Raw genomic sequence first — 18384 nt, forward strand, 5'->3', positions numbered from 1 at the left:
ATTGCGAGGAGCGATAGCGACGTGGCAATCTCAGCCTTTAAAAATAATTAACGTAATTATGCATATCGCTATAAGAGTTTTTTTATTGTGAAAATTCAAAATATCGAATTATGCAACGGTCTCTAGTAGCTTTCCCGGCCATAAATCCGATTGAAATCGTAGAAAGCCTTGTTTTCAAACAAAATTTTTTTGCATTATCAGCATATGTCCTTCAATTTTACAAAAAAACTTTTTATATCAGTGAGGCTTCTTACCTCCTCTGAAACCGGGTTTGAAAATATCTCCTCCGGAGTACCTGTTTGAACCGATCTGCCGTCGCTATAAACAATGAGTTTATCAGCCATTGTGAATGCCTCGTATATGTCATGCGTTACAAAGACAATTGGAATGTTAAGCATGGTTTTTACGTCTTTTATCAAAGCACGCATCTCTACTCTCAAAGGATTGTCAAGAGCGGAAAAAGGTTCATCAAGGAGCATACACCCGGGATTTCGCATTATTGCACGCGCTATAGCTACGCGTTGTCTTTGGCCTCCGGATATTTCAGAAGGTAATTTAGCCTCAAGACCCTTTAAGTAAAATAACTCTGTCAGTTCAGCTACCCGTTCATTGTCTTTTTTCCTGTCAGCATAGGCAATGTTCTGGCCTACTGTCATATGAGGAAACAGGGCAAGGTCCTGAAAAACAAAGCCTACTGAGCGGTTTTGCGGCTTTATGTTAACTCCTTTTGTGCTTTCAAAAAGATACGTGCCGCCTAACTCTATTAATCCACTATCCGGTGTTATTAATCCTGCTATCATTTTAAGCGTTAATGATTTACCTGCCCCTGAGCGGCCAAAAAGCACGGTAAACTCGTTTCCCATCGTCCAGTCTGTATTGAGAGTGAAATTGTCTAATTTTTTACAAATCTGTACTCTTAATTCCATCCTCTTACTCTTGTTTCAAATTATTTTCTTTGTAAATCTGTCGGCAATAAAAAGCAATGTTGCCGACATGGCAACAAACACCAGTGCCATAAGGTTAGCCTCCGGCCAACTACCTGAGTTTACTGAGGAGTATATGGCAAGGGGCATAGTTTCCGTTTTTCCGGGAATGTTTCCGGCAAGCATTAAAGTTGCTCCGAATTCACCAAGTGCCCGGGTGAAAGAAAGTGCCATCCCTGCAAACACTCCTTTTTACATAAAGGGATAACCACTTTAACTGCCGTATAGAACTCTCCGTGCCCTAATGTGTAGGAGGCATCAATGAGGTTTTTATCTACCGACTCTATTGCAGACCTTGTTGTTTTTAACATCAATGGCAAAGACACAACAAAGGATGCAAGGACGGCAGCGTACCATGTAAACATGATTGTCCAGCCGGTCAAATCATACAGAATCTTGCCAATGAAACCGTTTTTGCCAAAAAAAACAATCAGATAATACCCTATTACTGTTGGCGGCAGCACAAGAGGCATTGTCAGGGCTATATCAAGTATCTCTTTGCCGGGGAATCTCTTCTGTGCCAAAATGTAGGCAACCGGAAGCGAAACCAACACAACAAAAAATGTAGCTGTAATAGCTACAAGAAAAGACAGTTTTAATGAATAGACAAATGAATCGTTAATCACCGTTTATGCCTCAGGTTACTTAAGTGTTTTAAATCCATAACTTTTCAGTATATCCCGCCCGGCCTTCGATACTACAGTCTTAATAAATTCGTTAGATATTTTTTCGTTTTTAGCTCCCTTAATAAGAGCTATTGGATACACTATCGGTTTATGGCTTTCCTCAGTAGCTGTAGAAACTGTTTTGACTTCATTTGCTCTTACCACTGTGTCAGTTAAGTACACAACGCCTGCCTCAACCTCACCTTTTGCCACATAATCCAGTACCTGTCGTACGTTTTCGGCCAAAATCAGTTTATCGTTAATAGCGGGAAGAGCCTTGTAAAAGTTAAGCACCTTAGTAGCATATCGTCCGGCAGGGACTGTTTTGGGATTCCCTATAGCCACCTTTTTTACCTTTTCGGATTTAAGGCCATCAAAAGAAGTGACCTTGACATTGTCTGAAGCAGGCACTATGAGTACTACCGAGTTACCGGCAAAGTTCACTCTGGTACCATAGGCAATTAGCCCTTTACCTTCTATATCATCCATGTCTTTTTGAGCTGCCGGGGCAAACACGTCAACAGGTGCGCCTCCTTCGATTTGCCTTGCAAGAGTTCCCGATGCTCCAAAGTTAAATATTACCTTAGCTCCCTTATGGCTGTCTTCAAAAAGTTTTCCAATTTTTTCAAATGCGTCTTTTAGGCTTATTGCCGCTGACACAGTAACCTCCAACTCCTCACCGGCATTAGCTGTTAAGGAAAAAACAAGCAACAAGGTTACCATCAAAAACATGTTAAGATATTTCATTTTAATTCCCCCCTGTTTTTTTCTTAATTTTATTATATCGGATTTAGGGTAAAATATATAAAAGCATTTATTGTCTTTTTTATGATACAATACCGAAATAAAAAAAGTTAGGAAAACTCAAATGATGAAAAACTTATTGAAGTTATCAGCTTTAACACTGTTGCTATTTTGTCTGTTTCCTCAACGAAATGGAAATGGGGAGGATAATCCGTTAACACCGCTTAGCGATCAGGCAGTTAAATATTTTAAGTCAGCCTCTCTGACAATAACAGACGTCAAACAGGCTTCTATGACACTTACGAGAGAGTCCGGTTCAGAGCTGGCAGCCGGCTCAAGGCTGGATATATTCAGGCCTGGTGAGCAGTTTTACCATCCTGTTACAAAAGAGCCGCTGGGACGCTTTGAAAAACACATTGGAACCGCCGAGATTAAATCTATGTCAGACACCACATTCGAGGCCTCAATTATAGATGGCACTCCACAAAAAGATGACATTGCACGGATAACGAAATCTAAAATCCGAGCGCTATACTACCAGACTAAAAAAATGGATTGGTTTTTGGGGGACGCCTACTTCAGACAGCTAAGAGACACGCAGCGTTTTGAACTCATTGACACTCCTCTTGCTGACGATGAAATTGGCAAATTAACAGAGGAGGCCAAACGTCTTCAGGCAGAAGTACTTATCGTTGTTGATTCTGTAACAGAAAAGGATGAAAAGTACCTGAGCCAGCGCATTTTCTGGGTTAAAGACGGTAAAGAGCTTTTGGCCGGTAAATCCAAATACACCGATGCTTACGTAGAGAAACTTGCCTCTGCCGCTGACTTATTTATAGCCTCAATGAGTACCCCTGTTATTACCTATACGCTTCCCAAGTCCTCAGAGTTCATCACCACAGGAGATGTCAAGGGCGATGGACAGGTGGAAATCCTCATCGGGCACGGCTCAGACGTAACAGTGTACCAGCCCGGGGTTGATCTGCACAAACTGTGGGAACTGCATGACAGTAAACTTGGCGAAAATCTATACCTGGATGTGTTTAAGACCGACACTAAAGGACTTGTTGTAATATCGTCACTGCTTAGGGATGGTGTGCACTCTTACGTGTATGAACTCAGGGATAATGATTTTCATGAAGTATGGCACACTCAAGGATTTCTCAGAGTGATAAAAAATTCATTGTATTATCAGGCCTACTCTCATTTGTCAGGCTTTGACGGACAGGTTGAGAAAATCAATTATGACGGGACGTTTACAATAACTGGGCAGCCGTTGAAATTGCCTAAAGGCGTAAATCTCTACGACTTTGCAATTATCGAAGATACCGAGAAAAACGAGCAATTAACCCTCTACTACAGCAAAGATAATTACATTAACCTTGTAGATTCTAACGGAGTAAGCACATTCAGAAGCAAGCGCAATATGGGCGGCTTCACAAAGGAATACAAGAATGCCCAATCAATACTAATGGTAGACGGCGGCAATTGGTATGTCAGTGATAAACTTACGGCATCCGGCAGCAGAGTAACCGCTATTAAAAGGATACCCTTAACCTCTACAGTAAGAACTCTTGGGTATAAAGAATCTGACCTTATCAGCTACCGATACGTAGGGTTGACACTTGAGGAGGATGTGCTTGCCAATGTGGGTGGTTCAATTCTGGACTATACCATATACAAAGATAAAGTGTATGTATTGGCAAAACCATTTTTAGGGTTAAAACTATCCAATATACTAAAGGGGGATAATCCACTGGTTTCCACTTTATATGTATATTCGATCATAAAGTATTAGGCCGGGGGGTAAATTTTTGGATAAAAGTTCACTGCCATGCCATGTGGGAATAATTATGGATGGTAACGGCAGATGGGCAAACCTGAGGGGACGTCCCCGCGTAGAAGGCCATAAGCAGGGGGCACACAGGACAAAGGAAATTATTGAAGCTGCAGCGGAACTCGGCATAAAGGTGTTAACGCTGTATGCGTTTTCAATAGAGAACTGGAAAAGGCCGGAGTTTGAAGTGGATACTCTTATGGATTTGCTGGATTATTACTTACAGACGGAAATCCTTGAGCTTCTGCAAAAGGGGATTGTGTTTAAAGTTATTGGCAACCGTGAAAAGCTGCCGGATAAAATCCGGTATCTGATAGATCAGGCTGAGGACATGACAGCTTCTAACACTGGAATGCTGCTTTTAATGGCTATCAGCTACGGCGGCAGAGACGACATCCTGCGCGCTGTCAGAAAGATGGCACAAAATGGAGAGGATATTGTAAATCTCTCTGAGGAACTTTTTGTGGAACATCTGGATACTGCAGGCTGCGGCATGGTGGATTTAATAATTCGTACCGGCGGAGAAAAAAGAATCAGCAATTTTCTTATATGGCAGGCAGCATATGCGGAGCTTTATTTTACGGATACTCTTTGGCCGGACTTCACTAAAGAGGATTTTTACGAGGCCATGGAGGATTATAAGTCAAGACAAAGGCGTTTCGGTGCTATCCCCGAGGATATTGAAGCCCCGAAGGTTACCCCTGGGAAATGCACTTAAAAAGGCTTTTAGTTGCCTTAGTTGTGGTACCGGCTCTGTACCTGTACATAAAGTACGTGCCGCCGTTGTTTTTTTTCGTTTTGATAGCGCTTATTTCATACCTCTGTTTGCTGGAGTTTTTATCAATGTACAAGACCAATCTTCTTGCGCGCCATATGTTTTCTCTTTTTGGCATGATACCGGTCTATTTAACGTATAAGTACAACGACATCCCAATTTCAGCTGTAATAGCGGTGTTTTTATTGATTTCAGTTATACGGCTATACGGTAAAAAGACAGCCGACAATGCCATTTTTGATCTTGCGCCGTATTGGACCGGATTTTTCTATATACCATTTGTGCTATCTTATTTTGTTAAACTTCGGGCGATAGGGACAGAGCTTGTGATTTCCCTGCTTGTGATTATCTGGGTGGCGGATAGTTTTGCTCTCTACGTAGGTAAGGCAATTGGGCGGCGGAAACTGTATGAAACCATGAGCCCTAATAAAACAGTGGAGGGAGCGGTTGCCGCTATTATTGGTGCAGTGTTATCAACACTTGCCATGAAAGCAGTTTATTGTTTTACAATACCGGCTGTAAAGGCTGTCTTTATAGGAGTTGTTTTAGGAATATTTGGAATAATAGGAGACCTTGTTGAATCAATGTTTAAACGGGATGCAGGGGTTAAGGACTCGGGCGTCATATTGCCCGGGCACGGCGGGCTTCTGGATAAAATGGACGGGATGATTTTTAGCGCTCCGGTTTTATACTATTTGATACTTTATTTTTAAAGCATGGATATAACCCCAAGAAAAATCACTGTGTTAGGCTCAACGGGTTCGATAGGGCGAAGCACACTTGAAGTCGTAGCCGGTAATCCGGATAAATTTAAGATTTGTGCCCTTAGCGCTAATAACAACATAGAGGTGTTAAAGGAGCAAATTCTACAGTTTAAACCCGATGTGGCAGCGCTTTCAGACGATGTGGCAGCCAATGAATTATACAAATGGCTTAAGGGAAACGGGGTAAATAATTGTCACGTATTAATCGGGCCTCAGGGAGTGTGTGAGGCGGCAGCATACTCCGAGGCTGACTTTGTGGTTTCAGCAATAGTGGGTGCAGCTGGATTGCTACCGACACTTTCTGCGATACGGGCAAAAAAACATATAGGGCTTGCCAATAAGGAAACTCTGGTTATGGCAGGTGCTGCAGTGATTGCTGAGGCTCATAAACACGGAGTTAAAATCCTGCCCATAGACAGCGAGCATAGTGCCATATTTCAGTGCCTTGAGGGGCATGAAAGAACAGCCGTCAAGCGGCTGATTTTAACCGCCTCAGGTGGCCCCTTTTTTGGTAAAACCCTAAAAGAGCTTCAATTAGTAACAAAAGCCGATGCCCTTAAACACCCAAACTGGGAGATGGGCGCAAAAATAACAATAGACAGTGCCACATTAATGAATAAAGGGCTTGAAGTGATAGAGGCGCATCATTTATTTGGTTTTTCACATGATAAAATATCGGTAGTGGTGCACCCTCAGAGTATAGTGCATTCGATGGTGGAGTTTGTGGATGGCTCTGTGCTTGCTGAGCTTTCGGTGCCGGATATGAAAGGCCCTATAGCGTATGCGCTGTCATATCCGGAGCGAATAAGCGGAGTGCTTAAGAGCATTAATTTTGAGGAGTTGTGCACGCTTAGTTTTCATAAGCCAGACACTGAGACGTTTAAATGTCTTAAACTTGCATATGAGGCTCTTAAAGAGGGTGGCACAATGCCAGCTGTCTTAAACGGGGCAAATGAGGCGGCTGTAGGTTTATTTATTAATGATGTTATCAATTTTAATATGATACCTGATATTATAAAAAAGGTAATGGATGCTCATGAAAATGGTGGAACCTGTGATTTAGAGTCAGTGTCAGAGGCTGACAGGTGGGCCAGGGCAATGGCAGTTGAAAAAACTATGGAGGTCAAAAAATGACAGGGGTAATAAGCGCCGTTGTGCTTCTTGGCGTGTTGATATTTGTTCATGAGTTGGGACACTTTTTGTTAGCTAAAGCTGTGGGAATAAAGGTGTTGAAGTTTTCACTTGGGTTTGGCCCGAAAGTTATTGGAAGGAAGGTGGGAGACACTGAGTATATGCTCTCTGCTGTGCCTTTTGGCGGATACGTCAAGATGTACGGGGATGAGTCAATGGATGATATTAATGCTGAGGACAGAGACACCGCATTCTTAGCAAAATCTGTGTGGAGGCGGGCATTGGTTGTTTGTGCCGGCTCGGTGTTCAACATCCTGTTTGCCGCTCTGTTATTCGTTTTAATATATATGGTGGGAGTGCCCAGGCCGCTTCCGGTTATTGGGGAGCTTTCAAAGGGAGCACCGGCACAGAGAGCAGGGTTAGCAGCAGGGGATAAGATTTTAGAAATAAATGGTAATAAGGTTAACTATTGGGAGGAAATGACAGAGGTAGTACACAAAAGCGCAGGCAAGGAGCTTACGTTTTCCATAGAGACAAAAGATGGAATAAAGAGTTTTAAGATAACGCCTGAGAGTAAAAAAATGAAGAATCTCTTTGGCGAGCAGGAGGAGTTGGGGCTTATTGGAATATCTCCTCGCGGGGATGCTGAAACAGTCTCTTTCGGTTTTTTTGAATCCATACCTATAGCGATTAAAAAAACATTCGAGGTTATCATGCTGACCCTTCTTGCGTTGGTAAAGATAATTCAGAAGGTGCTACCGGCAGATACTATTGGCGGGCCTATAATGATTTTTCAATTGGCCAGCAAACAGGCCTCAACGGGAATAATGAGTTTTATAATGTTTTTAGCCGTAATCAATATAAACCTTGGGGTTTTTAATCTGTTTCCAATTCCGATACTGGATGGCGGCCACATGGTGTATCTGTTAATAGAGGCAATCAGGCGGAAACCGCTCAGTGAAAAGGTAATAATAATAACCCAGAAGATAGGGCTTGCGCTAATTTTGATGTTGATGACATTTGCCATATATAATGACGTGTTGAGGTTGTTTAAGGGTACACCGCTACCGTAAAGCCGTAAACTTATGGACGACAGTATTGACATAAGGGTTTACTACGAGGACACGGACTGTGGCGGGGTGGTGTATTACGGCAAGTATCTTGGATTTCTTGAGCGTGCGCGCACACTGTACATGGAAAATCGTGGAATTAAAATAACCGGGCTGATGCTTGAGGGTGTGTGGTTTGTCGTAGCGGATGTTCACATCCACTATCATAAGCCTGCAAAGTACGCTGACATCATAACCGTGCACACAGAAATAGCAGAACTTAGTTTTGCCTCCATTGTATTTAAACACCGCATAGAGCATAAAGATACTGAGGCATTAATTGCCACGGCAGAGGTTAAACTTGCTACCGTTGGAAATGACCTCAGGCCTAAACGAATGACTGAGAAGATGAGTGCGGCGCTAAAGTAATTTAGGTAAGGGGTGTGGTCTATGGCTGATGATGAAAAAGATTTTGAAATTTTAAAAAAGGTGGTATTAGATCAATCTTTGCCCGATAAATATGCGGCAGATATTAAAAAGTATATTAAGACTCTATCAGATTTCAAATCTAATGAGACACTTATAGCTGACCTCAAATCAGATAATCCTACCACAGAAGCTCTTGAAGTAAAAAAGACTTTATCACCAGTTTTAAAAAGTTTTGTAAAGGTGGTTGAAGCTTTTAAAACAAATGAGGAAATATTTGCAATTCTCAAAGAGCACAATGAATTTGCTGAATCTTTCAACTTGTTTGAAGAGTTAAACGAATCACTCAGAGAAATTTTGTCTCCAGACCTTTCCGCCTCATCCCGAAAACTTTATATTTTTGACAGTATAACCTCACATTTTTCAGAAGTCAATATTACGGAATTCCGTTGTCTAAAAAATATAGAATTAAAGAATCTATCAACAATAAATATCTTTGCAGGCATTAACAATTCTGGTAAAACCTCAGTTCTTGAGGCAATCAAGCTGCTTTCCTCTTTAAATAATAAACTTGAGTTTATAGATTTAATTCGCCTGAGGGCTAAATCATTTGGCATCAAAGCAACTAAAACCGAATGGTTTACAGAACAAATCCCGACAGCACATATCTCTGGTATTTTTTCAGATGTTCCTGTCTCTTTATCTTTGACTAAAGAAGATTGCACTGTTGATGATGAGACATACTATGTTACAAGTGCACTTTTTGATATTAAAGCATGTGACCAGTTTTCATCGAAAATACATTTTTTCAAAAATGATTCGCAAATGATTGGCGAAACGAAATCTTTACGTCCGTCGCTTTTTTCAAGCCCATTTACCGACGATCTAAACCCTAAATTACTGATGGATTGCCACCGTGAAAGTCTGAAAGCTGGCAGCAAGAAAATGGTCATAGATTTTATAAAAAAACACATTGATAATGCTATTCAAAATATTGAGTTGAACGATATAGATCGGTTTACCGTAGTTCATGACACGATGGTACCAAACCCCGATCTAACCGTTTTTGGAGAAGGGTTGCAACGGATTTTTAAAATGGGGATGTTATTTGCCGCTGCTAAAAACGGAGTTGTCTTAATAGATGAGTTTGAAAATGCCATTCATGCCTCACTTTTGCCAAAGGTGGTTTTGCTGGTATATAAACTTGCCGTTGAGTTCAATGTTCAAATATTTCTTACCTCACACAGCAAGGAGTGTATTGATGCTTTTGCAATGTGTGAAGACCTGCCCAAAGATGATCTTTCTGCATATAGTCTGGTTAAAAAAGATAATGAGATAACGTGTGTATATTTTTCTGGACAGCGCCTTGCCAGATTAATTGATGTAATGGATCTTGACTTGAGAGGTAGTGTTTCGGAGTGAATATTCTCTTTGTTTTCTGTGAGGGATTGCATGATGCACATTTTATAGCTCGTGTTTTATCAGTTAAGGATGAAAACGATAGTAAAAAATATAAAAGGTCGAAATGGCGCATTAAGGAGTTCCCAAAGCCATTATCTGGTTTTCTAAAAAGACTTTCCGATAATAACAAATTGGAGACTATAGCAATAGGTGAATATGTACCATTTATGCTACCTGTAGCTTCTTTGGTAAATACAGAAAACGATGAACCAAATGCAAAAATAAATGAGCTGGTTCTTGTTTTCAAAACTGATGGCAAAGACAACATTCAATACACTACTGAGTTACTCGGAATGCTTGGAGATGTTTTGTCACAAGATGTTAGAGGAATTGGACAGGGTGGCAACAATAATAATGCATTCCTTTTTTTCTATGATGCTGACAGTAGAGGTCGTAAAAAAACTATCGAATATTTCAAAAAAAACTATGCTAACTTTTTTGGTGACCTGGATGGTTTAGATGCAGAACCCTGGGTGACTACTGATAAAGGCTTTCGGGTTGGGCTTTACGTTTTTACTGGTGATGATAACAATGTTGGCACACTTGAGGATATACTCATCAATCTTTTTGAGATGAAAAACAAAGTACTCGTTGATTCGGCAGACTGTTTTATAACCAAGCACTCATATAACAAATGCGATACAGTTGAATCGAAAGCAAACATATCGAAATCTGTTCTGACAATTTGTGGACAGACGGAAAAAGAGCGTGCAGGAGCATCACTTGCCGCTGTTATTAGTCACTGTGACATTTTAAGCGGAGCCTTTGATTTTTCTGATGGCAAAATTGTCTGGGCTGAAATAGTAAACATGATAGATGGTGCGTTTCCTTCTCAGCCTTAAAAACTCCCTCACCCTGCGATAATTTTAAAATAATCATCCTGTGATTGTGTCTCCTCACCAGGGGTTCGTTTCAGAAACGCCTGAACTTTTGGAATTTCTGACTCTTTAAACTCTTCAAGCGTGCCTGCAAAAACAATATCACCCATGTCAAGCATAATTACATAGTCTGCTATCTTAAAAATACTCGGCAACTCATGTGTGACAACGACAACCGTGATTTTAAACACTTTATTGAGTTTATTAATAAGATCATCCAGACCGGCTGCTGTGACAGGATCAAGTCCTGCTGAGGGTTCATCAAAAAAAAGGATTTCCGGATCCATTGCCATTGCCCTGGCTATTCCTGCGCGCTTTTTCATACCCCCTGATAGCTGAGAGGGATAAAAATCATCAAATCCGGATAACCCCACAAGGTCAAGTTTCATTCGCACCATTATGCCAATTACAGAATCCTTTAATTTTGTATGTTCACGCAACGGCAGCGCCACGTTTTCAGCAAGCGTAAGGGAGTTCAAAAGAGCAGCTCCCTGAAACAAGACGCCCATCTTTTTACGCTGTTCGTTTAACATTTCCTCGCTCAAGCGTGTAATGTCAACGCCGTTTATGAGGATTTCACCGCCGTGGGGCTTTAGTAAACCTATCAGATGTCTCAATATGGTGGTCTTTCCGGAACCGCTTCCGCCCACTATCACCGTTGTCTGCGCCCTGGGAATAGACACTGTTGCGTTTTTTATTATTACCCTGTCGCCGTAATAAGTGACAAGGGTTTTTACTTCGATTACGTTGTCTGTTTGCACGGTATCTCTTTATGTCTCTCCATAATATTATACCAAATAGACAATTTTTTATATGCGTTGTCCATTGTCTAAATTACATTGTATCTGAGTAGTGCTACAAGCAGCATCCACACGATGACGGTTGCTGCAAGCCATGGGTCTTTTACAAGGGCATCGGTAGGGTCCCCCTGATTAGCTTTTGATAGAGCCAGATATCTTATAAGCCCAAATGTAACCACAGGAACCGTAAACACAAGCCTCTCCTGCTGTTCTGCCGTATAGAGAACATAACACATGAGGGCCGATGCTGAAGTTATTACAAGCACGTCATTAAGCACTCCGGCAGGATAGCTGCCAAGCGCTTTCCGGTGTTTTAACGCATCAGTGTCCAGATACGCCGTCTCAGCAAGGCGCTTTCCAGAGGCAAGTGTCAAAGAGACCATAAACATCGTAAGAAACAACCATTTGGATATTTCCACATTGTATGCCGCACCGCCAGCAAACACCCTCAGCACAAACCCGGACGCTATCAAAAATATATCCAGCACCGCTATGTGTTTAAAGTACATACTGTAGCCTGTCTGAAGAATCAGATAGAACACTATACAAACGGTAAAATTACTGTTTAAACCGGTGGAAAGAAATAGCGAAAGAACTATTAATATTGTAAGTAAACAAATTGCTCCAGTTTTGGATATGGCAGCTGAGGCCAGCGGACGCTGCGCCTTCTTAGGATGCAGCAGGTCAGACTTACAGTCCTTTAAATCATTAAACACGTACATTGCACTTGCGGCAAGTGCAAAGCAAACCTGTGACAACACTGTTACCGGTATGTTTTGTTTTGTGAAAAGCACCCCTCCAAAAAAAGGAGCGGAAAGTATAAAGAGGTTTTTGACCCAGTGTTTGGGTCTCATAATTTTTATATATAAGGAGAGCTTATTTGCCATTTTTCATATCTCCGCCATAAAACCCTGACAATTCTCGCTTAAGTTTTAACAGTCCGGGGGTATCTGGTTTTAACTGCAATCCTGTTTCAACATACTTAAGCGCTTCCTCTTGCTTGTTTAGTCTAATGAGAGCTTGTGCAAGGCCTTCATAAATATCGGTATCGGTGTTTGAAATTTTAAGTGCCTCCAAAAAATTATCCCGTGCCTTCTTATAATGCCCACTCTTTAGCAGTGAAACACCCAGCATTTTAGGTAATGACGGGAGACTGTCCCCTGTTAAAAGAGGTGATGCCTTTACAAAGTACCGGGAGGCTGCCTCCTGCTCCCCTATTGTGTTGTATGCTTTCCATGTATAGTAATTAAGAGTAGGACTATCCGGCAATATTGCCAAAGCTCTTAAAAAGTACGGGATTGATTCCCTCACCTTACCCTTATTCATAAGACACAACCCATACTCACCAAGCGCTACGTAATTATTCTCTGTCACCTCCATTGCATGCAAATAAAGACTTTCAGAGTTCCTCCAATGTTTCAACTCCTCATGTGTCCTTGTGTACAAAAAACAGAGTATGAGTATAAACACTAAGGCTGTTGGTTTTTGAAGAAAAGCTTTTTTCTTTAATAAATTAAGCAAAGAGAATGACAGCGCAATAAATATACCAATTTGGGGTATGTATGCGTACCTGTCCGCAATCGAGGCCCATCCAACCTGCACTATCTGTATCACAGGAATAAGGGTTCCTGCAAACCAAAACCAGCCGGTAAAAAGACACGGATATTGCTGTCGTTTTATGATTGAAAATGCCGTCATAACTAAAACAACACAGATGGAGGCAATAACCGGCAATATTGATCTGGGAACAACATACGGATAGAATATTGAGAAGTTGTATGGCCAAAATATTTTTTCTGTGTAACGCATATATGAAAGAAAAGCGTTTTCAAGGCGAACCCCGGCAGGCAGCATGTAGAGAGGGACAACGTTGCCGCCGCCTTTTTGGGTAAATATTGTGATGAAAATAAAAATCAGGCTTAATCCTATAAGTGGGAGTTTTTCAATAAATAGTTTTTTTGTGCTCTCCGTGGTAAAACGCTTAAGAGGCCAAAAATCCAAAAGCAACAAGACAAAAGGAAGCGTAACCAGCATTGGTTTAGATAGTAGTCCAAACATAAAAAATAAAGCAGTGAGGGCATATCTTGCAGTGCCTCTGCGCTTTACATAAAAGGTATAGGAAAGCATTGTTAAAAACCAAAAAAAAGTCGAAAGAAGGTTTTTTCTTTCTGATACCCACGCTACAGATTCAACATTGACAGGAACAACTGCAAACAGGGCTGAAACTATGAGAGACCCCCATACCTGTTTTGTCATATATGTAAGAGTTAAAAAAAGAATCACCACGTTGAAACAATGAATAAACACATTTGTAAGGTGATGTCCGGCAGGGTTTAAGCCATAAAGGGAGATGTCTGCCATGTGGGTAAGCCAGGTGAGGGGATGGTAGTTATAGCTGTAGTATTCGGTAAATGTCCACTTTATAGCTTTTACCGTTATGCCGTCTTTAATGCGAGGATTTTCGGTAATATACGAATCATCGTCAAAGGATATGAAATTATTGTTGCGGGCTGGAAGATACGCAATAAGTGTGATAAGAGCTAAAACTACAGCCGTTATGATAATCACGGATTTTTTTAAGGCATGCAATCCAATAGGATGCTTATCGTTATTAGCACACATCATGGGTTAGACTTATTATATGAGAACAATGCGCGGGATTACAACCCTGCGCATTGCCTCATTTGATGTTTACCAGAGATTGTGCTGTGGCAGTTTGGTATTACTGCGCTATGTGATTAAAGTTTCCGCCTTTGGATCAGGGCCATATCTGTTATCCCCTTTAGTGCCCTCAGTGACAGCTAAGTATAAGTTGTAGAAAGGAATCAGCACAAACCACCCGCTTTTCCCAACATCGTGCATTCTGCGAATACCAGCCGCAATTGCAGGAAGCATAACGGCAAGGTTATAGATTTTAGAAAGTATGCCATATGAGCTTCCGGCAAGACCTTCTATAAATCCTAAGAGAAAAGAAATAATAAAATTAAAAAGAATAAACATCCAGTACTCTTTTCTTCTTGCTCTGCCTTCAAACACAGCGTACTTTTTTAGTACTGCCAGATACCAATTCATAAATGCCTCCTTTTTTGGGAAAGATTTTGTGTTTTTGAGTCCTAACCTTTTCGGATATAACCTGACTTTAATTCATTAATTCGTGTAAAGTCAATTATCCGAATTGCCTCATGAAAAAACAATATAAAAAGGCAACGTTGCCTCAAGTAAAAAACTATATGAAAAGATACGATAAAGACTCTCAGCTCAGAAAACTGGGAGGCATAAATGAGGTTAACGATGAAAGAAAGACATGCAGTAACTAAGGTGATAGCACAGAGGTATAAAAAAGCTGGGAAAAAGCAACCGGTAAGATAGCTACTACTAAAGAAATTAAGGATTTTTTTGAGCAGACTTTGGGTCAACCAATTCATAAAACGACAATCTATAGGATTCTTAAGAGAAATGGTTGGAGAAAAATAGTACCAGGACCATTTCATGTGCAGGCAGATAAAGAGAAACAGGAAGAGTTTAAAAAAAATTTAGAGAAAAAGTAGATGTTATCTTACAGGACAGAGACCCTAAAGATAAGCGTCCAGTGATAGTGATGGCACAGGATGAGGGACTTTTTGGCCGTATAAATAATGCTCGTAGAGCATGGGCTCCACCTGTCTTACGACCAAAAGCACCGCGTCAATATGTTTTTGCTGCAATCTGTCCGGCATTAGGGAAAATGACAGCCCTTATCCTGCCATACGCTAATACAGAAACAATGAATATCTCTCTTCGACAGGTTTCTATAGATTTTCAAATTTATTTCATGATCATCGTTGTTGATCTGGCAGCATGGCATATGTCTAAAAATCTTGTTGTGCCTGAAAACATCCGACTTATACCTCAGCCCGCACCACCCCTTTGTCATCCCGCACTTGTTGCGGGATCCAATCCTTTCTCTCTATCATTATATTATCTTTTGGCAGCTACCTTGGTATTAATCATAGTATTCTTGAAATCATTTAAATCACAGTTCAGACAATCCCCTCACAATCACTGGTTAAGGTTGCAAAATACTCCCAAACCCTGTAAAATAACACCTATGGAAAGTAATCGTGTGTTCTATAAAGGGGAGGCTAATTTAAAATGGATAAAAATGAACTATTAAGAATAATCAATAAAGCGGATAAAAATAAAGTTACAGCCTTAAACTTATCAGGCAAAGGACTAACAGCCCTACCTTCTGAGATTGGAAATCTTAAGAATTTAAAAGAGCTTTGGATTTCTAACAACCAGCTAACAACACTGCCACATGAGATAGGAAAACTTACTAACCTAACAGAACTTTATATTGGCACTAACCAACTAAAGAGCCTCCCACCTGAGATCGGAAAACTCAGTAACTTAAAAATTCTTTGGTGTGGCACTAACCAACTAAAAATTCTCCCACCTGAGATTGGAAAACTCAGTAACTTAATGATTCTTTTAATTGACACTAACCAACTAACAGCCCTGCCACATGAGATTGGAAATCTTACTAATTTGCAACAGCTTCATATTTATAACAACCAACTGACAGCCCTGCCACATGAGATTGGAAATCTTAAAAAACTAAAAGAGTTTACAGTCTCAGGCAACCCGCTTAAAACCCCGGCGATAGAAATTGCCTCTAAGGGCATTGATGCCATAAGAGAATATTTTGAATTGCTAAACAAGAAACCTGATGCTGTAACAAAATTATACGAGGCTAAACTCATAATCGTTGGCCAGGGCGGAGTAGGAAAAACGAGTATTTTAAGAAGATTAACCGATAACACTTTCTCAGAATCTCAGGAGTCAACAGAAGGAATAGAGATCAAAAAACTACCGATTAAAACTAAAGACAGCAATGAAATCACACTGAATGTGTGGGATTTTGGCGGGCAGGAGATATATCACGCAACGCATCAGTTTTTCTTAACTAAGCGCTCCGTCTATATGCTTGTCTGGGATGCAAGACAAGAGGCGGTCTTTGGCAGAATCGAGGATTGGCTCAATGTGATTAAAGCCTTTGGCGAGGACAGCCCGATAATTTTAGTTTTGAATAAATGTGATACGTATATTGAAGAGATTAACTCCAAAGATTTGAAAGCAAAATTTCCCAATATAATGGGTTTTCTTAAGGTAAGCTCCAAAACTCCTGGAAAGGGACCCGATTCTTTTAGTAAATTAAAGAAGGTAATAGGCGATGTGGCGGCTAAGCTCCCTCTTATGGGTACAGAGTGGGTAAATTCATGGATTGAAGTAAGAAAGACTTTAGAAGACGATAAACGGAATTATATAGATTATCCGGAATTTAAAACCCTTTGCAGAGAACACGATATAACTGAAAGTGAGGAAAGCCTCCTTGCAGAGTATCTTCACGATTTGGGAGTATTTCTGCATTTTAAAGACGACGTCATTTTACGTAACACGTTGATAATAAAACCCGCCTGGGGAACTCATGCGGTCTATAAGGTAGTAGCGTCAAAAAAACTAAAGCAAGGTGTTTTATGTGAAGACTACCTGCCGGAAATCTGGAAAGATACTGATGGTTATCCCAATTCTCAATACCCTACGCTTTTGAGGCTTATGAGAAAATTTGAACTCTCCTTTGCTATGGGAGACACAAATAATTACATAATCCCAAGCGTATTGCCCAGAGAGCCGATAGACTTTGATGATGATTTCACTACCTGTACGCATGTATTGTACCAATATGAATTCTTACCCAAAAACGTGATGCCGCATTTTATAGTCCGGGTGCATGATTTAATTAAAAGAGATAATGATAAATACCTATGTTGGAGAGACGGAGTTATTTTAAGCAAAGAAACAGAGACTGAAAAAACCTCCGCGTATATCAAAGCGGATGAGTCTAAAAGATTAATAGACATAACGGTAACAGGCGAAAGCAAACGGGAGTTTCTCTGGCTTATAAGACAGCATTTCGATACAATTAACGAAAAGATAAAGCAACTGAAAGTGGATTTATTAATACCGTGTTCGTGTACGGAAAATTGCCCGTCAGTATATAAATATGAAAATGTTCGTAAGTTTGAAAGAGAAGGAAAGAACGAATTTTTATGTATGGAATCAACAAAGGCGGTGTCTGTCAAAGAACTTCTTAACGGAATTGAAACTACGGAAAGGAGAAAAAAGGAGGAGGATTCAAAAAGCATGGGAGACAGTAAATTTGATGTGTTTATCAGCCACAGTTCAAATGATGCTGAATTTATTATGAATAATGTACTACCAAAGTTTAAAAGCAGAAGAATATCCTATTGGATTGACCATGAGCAGATTAGCTTTGGCGATGGAATTGTTCACAAAATAGAAGACGGACTACAAGCCAGCAAGCACGTCATGGTCTGCTTGAGTCCCGCACTTGGGAAATCAAACTGGTGCAGAGCCGAATATGAGTCTGTCTTACACAAAGTAATTACCAAAAAAACAGACAAAAAAGTTATACCCCTGAAACTAAGACTTGAGGATGGGGATGATTATGATACTCCTATTTTAATCACAGGCCTCAAAATGGCAGAGTTTTATAAAACGAAATCGTTTGAAAGTTAATGGATTATCTTGTGAAGTAGCGGCATAGCAAGTAGCAGTCAGAAGCATAACGATACGGCAAGGAGAAGGCGACGTAGGCGTACTTTTACAGGGGATTCCCCTTTAAGGGAGACGTCGAGGAGCTTTTGACGATGCCAACAAAGTTAGGCGATAGAATGCAACCTGGTATAACTGAAGAGACCGCTATGTTTTTGCTTGAAAACGACATTGAGGACTGCGAAAGACAATTGAAAAATAATCTGGGTTTTATGATGCGCTTTCGGATGTAAGAAAAATCGTCCTTATTGATATG

General features: G+C 40.6%; 18 protein-coding genes and 1 pseudogene. 12 read left to right on the plus strand and 7 right to left on the minus strand.

Annotated features, from left to right (window positions below):
- Nucleotides 1-197: 197 nt before the first annotated feature.
- From HQK88_10535 to modA, 3 genes and pseudogenes are all read right to left on the minus strand, one after another.
- On the minus strand, nt 198-926 hold the full coding sequence (locus HQK88_10535) for an ATP-binding cassette domain-containing protein (protein MBF0617236.1): 729 nt from the start codon (nt 924-926) through the stop codon (nt 198-200).
- A 15-nt stretch (nt 927-941) separates the two neighbouring features.
- A pseudogene (gene modB / locus HQK88_10540) lies at nt 942-1609 on the minus strand (molybdate ABC transporter permease subunit).
- A gap of 15 nt (nt 1610-1624) precedes the next feature.
- Nucleotides 1625-2395: a molybdate ABC transporter substrate-binding protein gene (modA, locus tag HQK88_10545; GenBank protein ID MBF0617237.1), complete on the minus strand. Its 771-nt coding sequence runs from the start codon at nt 2393-2395 to the stop codon at nt 1625-1627.
- 121 nt (nt 2396-2516) lie between these two features.
- Here modA and HQK88_10550 point away from each other — a divergent pair, with 121 nt between their 5' ends.
- The 8 genes from HQK88_10550 to HQK88_10585 are packed head-to-tail and all read left to right on the plus strand — an operon-like array spanning nt 2517 to nt 10677.
- Nucleotides 2517-4190: a hypothetical protein gene (locus HQK88_10550; GenBank protein MBF0617238.1), complete on the plus strand. Its 1674-nt coding sequence runs from the start codon at nt 2517-2519 to the stop codon at nt 4188-4190.
- Between the two features lie 55 nt (nt 4191-4245).
- Nucleotides 4246-4947, plus strand: a complete 702-nt coding sequence (gene uppS, locus HQK88_10555) for a di-trans,poly-cis-decaprenylcistransferase (GenBank protein MBF0617239.1) — start codon at nt 4246-4248, stop codon at nt 4945-4947.
- Nucleotides 4938-5717 (plus strand): phosphatidate cytidylyltransferase, encoded by a 780-nt coding sequence (locus HQK88_10560; protein ID MBF0617240.1) that lies wholly within the window; start codon nt 4938-4940, stop codon nt 5715-5717. Before uppS ends, HQK88_10560 begins: the two co-directional genes overlap by 10 nt.
- A gap of 3 nt (nt 5718-5720) precedes the next feature.
- A complete protein-coding gene (locus HQK88_10565) occupies nt 5721-6902 on the plus strand; it encodes a 1-deoxy-D-xylulose-5-phosphate reductoisomerase (protein MBF0617241.1) in 1182 nt (393 codons plus the stop codon).
- Entirely contained in the window at nt 6899-7972 is a 1074-nt protein-coding gene (rseP, locus tag HQK88_10570; GenBank protein ID MBF0617242.1) for an RIP metalloprotease RseP, read from the plus strand. Before HQK88_10565 ends, rseP begins: the two co-directional genes overlap by 4 nt.
- Nucleotides 7973-7984: 12 nt before the next feature.
- Nucleotides 7985-8377 carry a YbgC/FadM family acyl-CoA thioesterase gene (locus HQK88_10575; protein MBF0617243.1) on the plus strand — a complete coding sequence of 131 codons (393 nt, stop codon included), beginning with the start codon at nt 7985-7987 and terminating at the stop codon, nt 8375-8377.
- Between the two features lie 21 nt (nt 8378-8398).
- Nucleotides 8399-9796 (plus strand): AAA family ATPase, encoded by a 1398-nt coding sequence (locus HQK88_10580; GenBank protein MBF0617244.1) that lies wholly within the window; start codon nt 8399-8401, stop codon nt 9794-9796.
- Nucleotides 9793-10677: a hypothetical protein gene (locus tag HQK88_10585; GenBank protein MBF0617245.1), complete on the plus strand. Its 885-nt coding sequence runs from the start codon at nt 9793-9795 to the stop codon at nt 10675-10677. The genes HQK88_10580 and HQK88_10585 overlap by 4 nt, the downstream gene beginning before the upstream one ends.
- 8 nt (nt 10678-10685) lie before the next feature.
- Here HQK88_10585 and HQK88_10590 read toward each other — a convergent pair whose 3' ends face one another.
- The 4 genes from HQK88_10590 to HQK88_10605 form a co-directional block, all read right to left on the minus strand.
- Complete coding sequence (locus tag HQK88_10590) at nt 10686-11474, minus strand: ABC transporter ATP-binding protein (protein MBF0617246.1); 789 nt, start codon at nt 11472-11474, stop codon at nt 10686-10688.
- A gap of 68 nt (nt 11475-11542) precedes the next feature.
- Nucleotides 11543-12400: a decaprenyl-phosphate phosphoribosyltransferase gene (locus tag HQK88_10595; protein ID MBF0617247.1), complete on the minus strand. Its 858-nt coding sequence runs from the start codon at nt 12398-12400 to the stop codon at nt 11543-11545.
- Complete coding sequence (locus tag HQK88_10600) at nt 12390-14138, minus strand: hypothetical protein (GenBank protein MBF0617248.1); 1749 nt, start codon at nt 14136-14138, stop codon at nt 12390-12392. The genes HQK88_10595 and HQK88_10600 overlap by 11 nt, the downstream gene beginning before the upstream one ends.
- Nucleotides 14139-14243: 105 nt before the next feature.
- Nucleotides 14244-14585: a DUF805 domain-containing protein gene (locus HQK88_10605; GenBank protein ID MBF0617249.1), complete on the minus strand. Its 342-nt coding sequence runs from the start codon at nt 14583-14585 to the stop codon at nt 14244-14246.
- A 335-nt stretch (nt 14586-14920) separates the two neighbouring features.
- Here HQK88_10605 and HQK88_10610 point away from each other — a divergent pair, with 335 nt between their 5' ends.
- The 4 genes from HQK88_10610 to HQK88_10625 all read left to right on the plus strand — a co-directional run bounded on the left by HQK88_10610 (nt 14921) and on the right by HQK88_10625 (nt 18361).
- Nucleotides 14921-15061 (plus strand): winged helix-turn-helix domain-containing protein, encoded by a 141-nt coding sequence (locus HQK88_10610; protein MBF0617250.1) that lies wholly within the window; start codon nt 14921-14923, stop codon nt 15059-15061.
- Nucleotides 15062-15111: 50 nt separating this feature from the next.
- Complete coding sequence (locus HQK88_10615) at nt 15112-15666, plus strand: hypothetical protein (protein ID MBF0617251.1); 555 nt, start codon at nt 15112-15114, stop codon at nt 15664-15666.
- The gene (locus HQK88_10620) at nt 15645-18092 is read left to right on the plus strand and encodes a TIR domain-containing protein (GenBank protein ID MBF0617252.1); all 2448 of its coding nucleotides are present in this window, start codon (nt 15645-15647) and stop codon (nt 18090-18092) included. Before HQK88_10615 ends, HQK88_10620 begins: the two co-directional genes overlap by 22 nt.
- A 131-nt stretch (nt 18093-18223) precedes the next feature.
- Complete coding sequence (locus HQK88_10625; protein MBF0617253.1) at nt 18224-18361, plus strand: hypothetical protein; 138 nt, start codon at nt 18224-18226, stop codon at nt 18359-18361.
- Nucleotides 18362-18384: the final 23 nt, after the last annotated feature.

The organism is Nitrospirota bacterium, from assembly GCA_015233895.1.
Classification (GTDB): Bacteria; Nitrospirota; Thermodesulfovibrionia; order Thermodesulfovibrionales; family Magnetobacteriaceae; genus Magnetomonas.